The sequence below is a fragment of the Sphingopyxis sp. genome (assembly GCF_019459305.1).
Classification (GTDB): Bacteria; Pseudomonadota; Alphaproteobacteria; order Sphingomonadales; family Sphingomonadaceae; genus Sphingopyxis.
In genome coordinates this window covers 1-8,920 of sequence record NZ_JAIBES010000037.1, presented here as the reverse complement: position 1 = coordinate 8,920, position 8,920 = coordinate 1, and the positions used below count along the sequence as shown (strand labels likewise).

Annotated in this window: 8 protein-coding genes and 1 pseudogene; 3 read left to right on the top strand and 6 right to left on the bottom strand. The window is 65.4% G+C overall.

What is annotated here, in order from left to right; translation table 11 throughout:
• Positions 1 to 241 (bottom strand): annotated as a pseudogene (locus tag K0M74_RS04155) (rod shape-determining protein MreC); the annotation flags it as partial.
• A 95-nt stretch (positions 242 to 336) separates the two neighbouring features.
• Positions 337 to 1,383, bottom strand: coding sequence for a rod shape-determining protein (locus K0M74_RS04150; RefSeq protein WP_088441978.1), 1,047 nt, complete (start codon positions 1,381 to 1,383; stop codon positions 337 to 339).
• 195 nt (positions 1,384 to 1,578) lie between these two features.
• On the opposite strand from K0M74_RS04150, the gene mutL reads away from it, so the two are divergent.
• Both mutL and K0M74_RS04140 read left to right on the top strand, forming a co-directional pair.
• Entirely contained in the window at positions 1,579 to 3,411 is a 1,833-nt protein-coding gene (mutL, locus tag K0M74_RS04145; protein ID WP_293968386.1) for a DNA mismatch repair endonuclease MutL, read from the top strand.
• Between the two features lie 64 nt (positions 3,412 to 3,475).
• Positions 3,476 to 4,273, top strand: a complete 798-nt coding sequence (locus K0M74_RS04140; protein WP_293968384.1) for a DUF1206 domain-containing protein — start codon at positions 3,476 to 3,478, stop codon at positions 4,271 to 4,273.
• On the opposite strand, the gene K0M74_RS04135 is transcribed toward K0M74_RS04140, so the two are convergent.
• From K0M74_RS04135 to K0M74_RS04120, 4 genes are read right to left on the bottom strand one after another with little or no spacing between them, the layout of a single operon-like run.
• The gene (locus tag K0M74_RS04135) at positions 4,270 to 5,835 is read right to left on the bottom strand and encodes an alkaline phosphatase D family protein (RefSeq protein ID WP_293968382.1); all 1,566 of its coding nucleotides are present in this window, start codon (positions 5,833 to 5,835) and stop codon (positions 4,270 to 4,272) included. The genes K0M74_RS04140 and K0M74_RS04135 overlap by 4 nt on opposite strands.
• Positions 5,836 to 5,891: 56 nt before the next feature.
• Positions 5,892 to 7,244 carry a hypothetical protein gene (locus tag K0M74_RS04130; protein ID WP_293968380.1) on the bottom strand — a complete coding sequence of 451 codons (1,353 nt, stop codon included), beginning with the start codon at positions 7,242 to 7,244 and terminating at the stop codon, positions 5,892 to 5,894.
• A gap of 48 nt (positions 7,245 to 7,292) precedes the next feature.
• Positions 7,293 to 7,607: a hypothetical protein gene (locus K0M74_RS04125; RefSeq protein ID WP_293968378.1), complete on the bottom strand. Its 315-nt coding sequence runs from the start codon at positions 7,605 to 7,607 to the stop codon at positions 7,293 to 7,295.
• The gene (locus K0M74_RS04120; RefSeq protein ID WP_293968375.1) at positions 7,604 to 8,350 is read right to left on the bottom strand and encodes a glutaredoxin; all 747 of its coding nucleotides are present in this window, start codon (positions 8,348 to 8,350) and stop codon (positions 7,604 to 7,606) included. Before K0M74_RS04120 ends, K0M74_RS04125 begins: the two co-directional genes overlap by 4 nt.
• Positions 8,351 to 8,382: 32 nt before the next feature.
• On the opposite strand from K0M74_RS04120, the gene K0M74_RS04115 reads away from it, so the two are divergent.
• The gene (locus K0M74_RS04115) at positions 8,383 to 8,784 is read left to right on the top strand and encodes a MerR family DNA-binding protein (RefSeq protein WP_293968372.1); all 402 of its coding nucleotides are present in this window, start codon (positions 8,383 to 8,385) and stop codon (positions 8,782 to 8,784) included.
• The last annotated feature ends 136 nt before the right edge of the window (positions 8,785 to 8,920 follow it).

Below are 8,920 nucleotides of genomic sequence, written 5' to 3'. Positions count from 1 at the left end.
GGGGGCCCACCACCCCGCGGCGCGGGCCGCCCAGTGCGGACCCCCCCCGCGGGTCCGGCCACCCGGCGCGGACATAGGCCCCGACACTATCGTCGATGCCCGAGATCGAGCCGATCACCGACCGCGACACGCGCGCGATCGGCGCGGTGATTTCCTGACTTGCCAGACGCAGTTGCGCAAATCCGACGGGGTCAACCACCGACAGGATCGCCAGCAACAGCCCCGCAACCGCCCCTGTCACTGCGATGACATAGGCCGCAAACAGGCTGTATTGGGCCTTTCGGGATTGCCCCGGACGTCGATGTACCGGGCGGACCATAGTTCAGATACGCTCGCTCAAGCTTGCTGGAGTACGCCGCGGAAGGCGGGGTCTTCCATCGCGCGGCCGGTGCCGATCGCGACGCAGGTCAGCGGATCGTCGGCGACCGTCACCGGCAGGCCCGTTGCTTCCTTGAGAAGTTCGTCGAGCTCGGCGATCAGCGCGCCGCCGCCGGTAAGGACGATGCCCTGATCGACGATGTCGGCAGCCAGTTCGGGGGCGGTGTTTTCCAGCGCTATGCGGACGCCTTCGACGATCGTACCGATCGGTTCGGACAGCGCTTCGGCGATCTGCGCCTGGTTGATCGAGATTTCCTTGGGCACGCCGTTGACGAGGTCGCGGCCCTTGATATGGATCGTCAGTCCGACGCCGTCGGCGGGGATGCGCGCGATGCCGAAATCCTTCTTGATCCGCTCAGCCGTCGCTTCGCCGATCAGCAGATTATGGTGGCGGCGGACATAGGAGACGATCGCTTCGTCCATCTTGTCACCGCCGGCGCGGACCGAGGTGGTGTAGGCGAGACCGCGGAGCGACAGCACCGCGACTTCGGTGGTGCCGCCACCGATATCGACGACCATCGACCCGATCGGTTCGGTGACCGGCATGTCGGCGCCGATCGCGGCGGCCATCGGTTCTTCAATCAGCCACACTTCGCTGGCGCCCGCGTTCGACGCGGCGTCGCGGATTGCGCGGCGCTCGACGCTGGTCGAACCCGACGGAACGCAGATCACGATTTCAGGGCTGCGGAACGCGTTGGGCTTGCCACCGTGGACCTTGGTGATGAAGTGCTTGATCATCTGTTCGGCGACGTCGATGTCGGCGATGACGCCGTCACGCAGCGGGCGGATCGCCTCGATGCTGTCGGGGGTCTTGCCCATCATCAGCTTCGCGTCGTCGCCGACCGCCTTGACCCGCTTGATCCCGTTGATCGTCTCGACCGCAACGACCGAAGGCTCGTTCAGCACGATCCCCTTGCCGCGCACATAGACCACCGTGTTGGCGGTGCCGAGGTCGATCGCCATGTCCTGGGAGTTGAATTTGAACCAGCGAGAAAAGAATGACATCGATACTGCTTCCCTGTCATCGGCGCTGGCCCTGGGGAAGGACCACGCCGCCGCGTCGTTACACCTGCGCGCCCGGCCGGCGACAGGACCAATCAGGGAGAGATTCCGGCTCGGCCGATGGGGGCTGGCTGGACAATATGATAAGGCTGTGCGGGTGGGTCGCGATTTGCGCTCGACTGCGCTAGGACAGCCCCCATGTCAATACGTCGCCTGCCTGAAACGCTCGTAAATCGGATCGCAGCCGGTGAAGTGGTCGAAAGACCCGCCGCAGCGCTCAAAGAACTGGTCGAAAACGCCATCGACGCCGGTGCCACGCGCATTTCGGTGCGAATCGCTGAAGGTGGAATTTCACGGCTGGAGGTCGAGGATGACGGCTGCGGGATGACCCCCGCCGACATGGCACTGGCGCTCGAACGCCATGCCACGTCGAAGTTGCCCGACGACGCAATCGAAGATGTCACCACGCTGGGTTTTCGCGGCGAAGCGCTGCCTTCGATCGCCAGCGTCGCGCGGCTGACGCTCGAAAGCCGGGGCGCGGGCGGCGATGGCTGGCGTCGGGTCGTCGACAATGGTGTGGTGGTCGCGGAAGGACCGGCGGCGCTTGCGAACGGTACCCGCGTCGTCGTCGAAGATCTGTTCGCTTGCGTTCCGGCCCGCCGCAAATTCCTGCGCAGCGCGCGCAGCGAATATGCCGCGTGCCTCGACGTCGTGAAGCGGCTGGCGATGGCGCGCCCCGATGTCGGCTTTACGCTCCAACATGACGGTCGCCGTGCGCTCGATGTGCAGGGCGGGCAGGATCAATTGAGCCGCGTCGCGGCGCTGACCCAGCGCGATCTCGCCGCAAACAGCATCGGCGTCGATCTCGATCGCGGTGACGTCCATATCGGCGGGGTGATCAGCCTGCCAACCTACAATCGCGGCATCGCCGACCATCAATATCTGTTCGTTAACGGCCGTCCGGTGAAGGACCGGCTGCTCGTCGGGGCGTTGCGCGGAGCCTATGCTGACCTGCTGGCGCGCGATCGTCACCCCGTCGTCGCTTTGTTCCTCGACGTCCCGGGCGGCGAGGTCGATGTCAACGTCCATCCGGCCAAAACCGAGGTGCGCTTTCGCGACCCGCAGCTGATCCGCGGGATGATCGTCGGCGGCCTGCGCCGCGCGCTCGACGAGCATGGCTTTCGCAGCGTCCAGCGCCCCGCCGAGGCCGCGCTTGCGGCGTGGCAGCAGGAACCCGTCGCGCCTCCCGCGCCGACGCTGTTCGCCGCGCATCTGCCCTATCCGCACGCCCCCGCTACGCATCTGTTCGGCGCCGATGGCGATTTCGCCACCCAAGCACTGCTCCGCGATCGCGTGATCGATTTTGCACCGCCGCGCGATGGGCTGCCCCATGATCTGCTGCCAATGGGCCGCGCCGAACCTGCGACCGCACCCGTGCCGCAGGGAGATGCCCACCCGCTGGGTATCGCGCGCGGCCAGATCGCGCGCACCTATATCGTCGCCGAGGCCGAGGACGGCCTCGTCATCGTCGACCAGCACGCCGCGCATGAACGCCTCGTGCTCGAGCAACTCCGCCGCGGCATGAGCGGGCAGGCGGTACCGTCGCAAGGCCTGCTGCTCCCCGAAGTCGTCGAACTCGACGAAACCGCCTGCGACCGACTCGAAGCCGCGGCAGCGCAGCTAGCGACGCTCGGGGTCGAGCTCGAACGCTTCGGTCCCGCCGCGGTGGTGGTCCGCGCGGTCCCGGCTATGCTCGGCGCGATCGACTGCCGCAAACTCGTCACCGACATCGCCGACGATCTGGCGGGCTATGACGCCGCGCTCGGGCTTCATGAAAAGCTCGAACTCGTCGCCGCCACCATGGCCTGCCACGGCTCGGTCCGCGCCGGCCGCACCCTCAGCGTCGCCGAAATGAACGCGCTGCTTCGGAAGATGGAAGTCACGCCGCACAGCGGACAATGCAACCATGGCCGCCCGACGTGGGTCAAACTGGCTATGGACGACGTCGAGCGACTGTTCGGCCGGAAATAGTCCAACACGGAACCGCGCTCGCGCCGGGACGTTGCCTGACGACATCCCGACAGGAGCGACCCCGATGAACCGACTGCGCCGCCTCGAAACCTTTGCCCGTGCTGGTTGGTGCGCGCGGGGTGTCGTTTATTGCCTGCTTGCCTTTTTTGCGCTGACCAGCGCCAACGCGTCGGACGCCAGCCCGCAAGGCGTGTTCCGCGCGGTGAAGGACATGTCGGGCGGCACCTATCTGCTCGTGCTGCTGGCGACCGGTCTCGCGCTTTATGGCGCCTATCGCCTCTATGGCGCGGCGCTCGATAGCGAAGGCAAGGGCGACGATGCCAAGGGCATTGCGATCCGCATCGGCTATGCGGCGAGCGGCATTGCGCATTTCATCCTGGCATGGGCTGCAGTCCGGCTCGCATCTGGCCATGCTGCGGGCGGCGATGGCGACCAAGAACAGGCGGCGGCGGGGATGCTGCTCGACATGCCGCTGGGCGGCACGCTGCTCGGCGCCATCGGACTATGTTTTCTTGCCGCCGCAGCGCATCAGGCGATGAAGGCTTGGACCACCGAGTTCATGCAGGGCGTCGCCGCCGATGCGCCCGCATGGGTTGTCCCCGTCGGCCGCGCCGGTCTCGCCGCGCGCGCGGTGGTGTTCGCGGTCATCGGCGTATCGCTGATCCGCGCCGGCTGGTTCAACTCTGCAGGCGAGGTCAAAGGGCTCGGCGATGCGCTGTCGGCGCTGACCGAACATGCCGAGCTGTATCTGCTCGTCGCGGCCGGCCTGTTCTTGTTCGGCATCCACAGCTTTGTTGAAGCAAACTGGCGCCGCATCCGCGATGAGGATGTTGTCGCGCGGCTCAAGGCCGCTGCGAGCTAAGCCATCTTGATCCCGGCAACCCCGTTCTCGACTACCGCGGTCGCGCGCTTCGACAGGTTGTTCACCGGCGTCGTCACCTTGTCGACGACCATGAAATGCGTCTGCCACGCCTCGCGGCCGACCTCGCACACCAGATAGCCGCGCTGGTCATTGGCGAATTTCAGCTCAGGGTTGCGCGCCAGCCACTCGTCGGTGCCGCTCCGCTTGTCGCTGCCGTCGCCGCCGCTGCTGATCGATGTCGCGACGAATTCGGCGCCGACCACCTTGTCGCGCTGGACCAGGTCGCCGCAGAAGTTCTGATGCTCGTCACCGGTCAGCACGATGCAGTTTTTCAGTCTTGCAAAGCGCGACAATATGCGCTGGCGTGGCTCTTCATAGCCCGCCCAGCTGTCGATGTTCAGGATCTTTTGCGTTTCGTCGGGGCGACGGCGGCGGTCGAGCGACATCATCGTCACCTGCTGCGCCAGCGTGTTCCACATCGCCCCGCCGCGCGCCAGGTTGCGGCCCAGCCATTCTTCCTGCGCCCTGCCCAGCACTTGCCGGTCTTTCGCAAACACGTCGGAGCAGGCGGGCTTGAACCCGTCGCCGCATGGCTGGTCGGTGCGATATTGACGTGTGTCGAGCAACTGCATCGCCATCAGGTCGCCATAGCGGAACTCGCGGTTCATCGCGATCATGCCGCCGCGCGGCAGCAACGCCTTGCGCACCGGCATATGTTCGTACCACGCCTGCAGCGCCGCCTGTTTCTTGAGCATGAAGACGTCGGCCGGCGCGGCATCGGGATCATTGTCCGGCAGGTCCATCTTCCAGTTGGCAGTATCCGACACCCAATTGTTGATGATCTCGTGATCGTCGAAACTTGATAGATGCGCGTGGACCGAACGGACCGCCTGCTGGTCGATGTCGAGCAGCGTTTGCGCGTAGGCGGCGCGGAAATCGGTGACGTCGATCAGCGCGCGCTGTTCGTACCGCCGAACCGGGCGGATCGGCAGGCCGTTGTCGTAGAGGTAGTTCTGCTGATATTCGTAAATGAAGTCGCCATAATGATAGACAAACGCCAGGTCTTCGCGCGCCATGTGGCGATAGGCGCCGTAGAACCCGGACTCGAAATGCTGGCACCCGGCGACCCCGAATTTCAGCGCGGCCACCCTGGCGTCGGGGGCGGGCAGGGTGCGCGCGCGGCCGCGCAGGCTGCGCTCGCCCGCGGCGGTAAAGCGGTAATAATAGGGACGATCGGGTAGCAGCCCTGCCACTTCGACATGGACGCTGTGCGCCAGTTCGGGCCGCGCCAGTTCGGTCCCCTTGGCGACAACGTCGCGAAACCCTGTGTCGCTCGCGACCTCCCACTCGACCGGCACGTTGGTCAGCGGCATCCCGCCGTGGCGCTCCATCGGTTCGGGCGCCAGCCGGGTCCAGATGACGAAACCGTCGCTGGCGGGATCGCCCGCCGCAACGCCCAGCTTGAACGGAAAGTCGCGCAAGATGCCCTGCGCGCGGACGATTGCCGGTGCGGCGAGGCCGGCAAGGGTCGCCCCGGTAAGGAAGTGGCGGCGGTTGTACATGGCTGGGCTCCGTTGGCGCGAATCGCTCACCTTCGATAGCCCAGCCATAAGTTACATCAATGACCGATGCTCAATCGGGCGAAGACCGTCGCGCCGATCGGGTTCTTGCCATAGGCGACATCGAGCGCGCGCGGCTTGTCGAACGCCGCGATACTGCCGCCGAGCGCCAGATTCAGCGGCCCTGTGATTGGCAGGCGATAGGCATAGCCCGCCTGAAACTTGGTCACGCGGAACGGCACATCGTGCAGCGGGTCGTCATGGTCGCTGAACAACTCGTCATTCTTCACATTTTCTACCCGCCCGAACAATGTGTGATGATCGTCGAGATCCCAGTTTACCTCGGCCAGCCATGCGCTCAGCGTGGCGCCGGGATCGCGGTTCTTCGCGCTGTACGCCGCGGTCGCCGACAGGCCGCGACCGTTGGCATAGCTGACGCTCGCCGTGGTGCGATGCTCATTCTCGCCCGGATGCTGCGCCTCGGGTTCTTTCAGCCGCGCATGGCTGACCTGCAACGCCCAGACAGGGGAAGGGGTCCAGGTGCCGCGCAGCGACCAGCTGTCGAAACGCGGGCCTTCAATGTTCCAGCGTTTCTCGTCGGGCTCGCGGCCGGTGAAGAGCGATCCCTCGAGCTGGATAGCGCGCGTCGCATAGCCCAGCGTTGCCACACCATAGGTGATGTGCGTCGAATCGAACCAGTGATGGGTGATCGGCGCCTCGGGATTATAGCGCGCGCTGCCGCGGTGCATGAAGGCGCTGGGGCCGATCGCGGGCTCGCCGACCGGGCCGCCATAGACGAACAGCCGCGCATCATCGCCGACATTGACGTCGATTCGCGCCGCCAGCTCCATGAACAGGTCGTGCGGATGCTGGCGATCGATTAAAGGTTCGCCGCCCGCCGTCTCGCCGGTCGCAAACAGATTGGGATAGCCGAAATTCGACATCAACGGCTCCAGGCTCATCATCGTCTTCAGCTGGATCCGGCCCCATTCGGTCTGCTTTTCGCCCGCCAGCATCAGCATCGACTGGATATAGGCCTTGTTGTCGCCGCGCGGCCCCGACTGATCGGTATAGACGCCCCAGGCAAAACCGTGGATCATCACCATCCAGTCGTCGCCCGCGTCGATGTGCAGGCCGGTGTGGCCGCCCTCGTTGGCGGGCAGACGCGCGGTGCCCGATCCTTCGGCGGGGATGGTCGTGCTGCCATGGTCTATCGCGCCATGGGCCATCGTGCCATGGTCCATCGTGCCATGGTCCATCGTGCCATGATCGACCGGATCGGCGGCTTTGGGTTCGGCGGCGGGCGCCACATGGCTAGCGTGGAGATCATGCTCGCTATGGTCTTGCGCAGCGGCGGACAGCGGGATTAGGGCGAGCGCGGCAGCGCCCGCCAGCAAAGGCGTTTTCGACATAATATCGTCCTGACAGGATCGGAAAATCGGGGTTTGGTTTGGCGGCTGTCAGGGTCGGGGCGGGGGGATGCTGGGGGGCGCATTGGCGCCGGTCAGTGTCGCCATTGGTCGGATCGGTGGCAAGAGTGCGGCCAGCCGCACGCGTGTCGCCGCTGCGACCGCCGGGGTGCTGGCGACGCAACCGATGCAGACATGCGCCGCGGCTTTGCCGTCGTCGGCATCGGGTTGGTGGTGCGACGTATCGACCTGCATCGCGCCATGGCAGTCGGTCACCCTGGACTCGGCCTGCACGAGCGTGGTCACTGACGACAACGACAGGCCGATCAGGAACAGCGAGAGCAAAAGATGGCGGATCATCGTCACGCCAGCATCCATAGCATCCAAAATGCCATGCCGACCATCGCCAGATTTTCGGTCAGGGAAACAAAGCCCAGCGGCACCCGGCTGCTGCCCCCGACGCACGCGCATTTCAGCTCGCGCTTATCGATATAGACCGCTTTGAACACCGAAACCGCGCCGATGCCGCCGATGAACAGCGCGATCGGGATCGACAGCCACGGCAGCGCGTGCGCGGACATCAACACCCCCGCCAACCCCTCGGCGAAGGGATAGATCGTAGCATAAGGCACCCAGCGGCGCGCCAGCAGGTCGTAATTCAGGAACATCGTCGAAAATTTGTCGATGTCCTGCAACTTGAGCAGCGCCAGCACGACCATGCTGAACGAGATGAACCATTCGCCCGCCTGCGTCGTAACCGCGGTGCCGAAGGCCGCAAAACTCGCCGCCAGAGCCATCAGCGCCGTCATCGCGAACAGGGCGATAACGGGGCGATAGCTGACCGAATCGGGATCGGCGACCGTCAGGCCGAAATGGCGGCGCAGATCGTCATAGCCGCCGGTCCGGACGCCATCGATAAAGGTTTGCGGCGTCGTCTGGACGCCATGTTCTGCCTTGAACGCATCAACCTCGCCGCGCGTCGTCAGCCAGCGGTCGTCGACCGCAAAGCCGCGCCGTTTCAGGAGATGTTTTGCCTTGAGGCCATAGGGGCAGGTGTGTCCCGGCATGACCATGCGATGAAGGGTTGCTTGGCTTGTCATGCAACCCATATAGGCTCCGTACCATAGTACGGAGTCAAGCGATGCAATTGACCATTGGCAAATTGGCCGCAGCAGGCGACGTCGGCGTCGAAACGGTCCGCTATTATCAACGCCGCGGCCTGATGGGGACGCCCGTGCGCCGCGGCGGCGACGGCTGGGGCGGCGGTGTGCGCCGCTATGACGAGAATGATCTGTGGCGACTCAAATTTATCCGGTCGGCGCAGGCGTCGGGCTTCACCCTCGAAGAAATCGCCGAGCTGCTCGCGCTGGAAGAATGCGACGACCGGGTGCGCGTACGTGGGCTGGCGTGGCAGCGCATCGACGCCTTGGACGCCAAGATCGCGCAGATGACGCAAACGCGCGCGGCGTTGGCGCGACTGGCGGACCAATGTGCGGCGAGCGACAAGGGGCCATGCCCGATCTTGGCGGCGTTCGAGCCGTAAACCGGTTCCACAATGGCGGCTAGCGGTCGATACTTGCCGCCGCCCCCCCCCACGCGGGGGGCGCCGGGGGTCAGGCACTGCACCGGCCTCCTGCCCGCCCTGCCGCCGGCCGACGCCAAGCGCCTCAAGGACGCCG

Excerpts from the sequence above, each read along its gene's own strand:
- K0M74_RS04115 (WP_293968372.1), top strand. The coding sequence starts at position 8,383 with ATGCAATTGACCATTGGCAAATTGGCCGCAGCAGGCGACGTCGGCGTC.
- K0M74_RS04140 (WP_293968384.1), top strand. The coding sequence starts at position 3,476 with ATGAACCGACTGCGCCGCCTCGAAACCTTTGCCCGTGCTGGTTGGTGC.
- mutL (WP_293968386.1), top strand. The coding sequence starts at position 1,579 with ATGTCAATACGTCGCCTGCCTGAAACGCTCGTAAATCGGATCGCAGCC.
- K0M74_RS04130 (WP_293968380.1), bottom strand. The coding sequence starts at position 7,244 with ATGTCGAAAACGCCTTTGCTGGCGGGCGCTGCCGCGCTCGCCCTAATC.
- K0M74_RS04120 (WP_293968375.1), bottom strand. The coding sequence starts at position 8,350 with ATGGGTTGCATGACAAGCCAAGCAACCCTTCATCGCATGGTCATGCCG.
- K0M74_RS04150 (WP_088441978.1), bottom strand. The coding sequence starts at position 1,383 with ATGTCATTCTTTTCTCGCTGGTTCAAATTCAACTCCCAGGACATGGCG.
- K0M74_RS04135 (WP_293968382.1), bottom strand. The coding sequence starts at position 5,835 with ATGTACAACCGCCGCCACTTCCTTACCGGGGCGACCCTTGCCGGCCTC.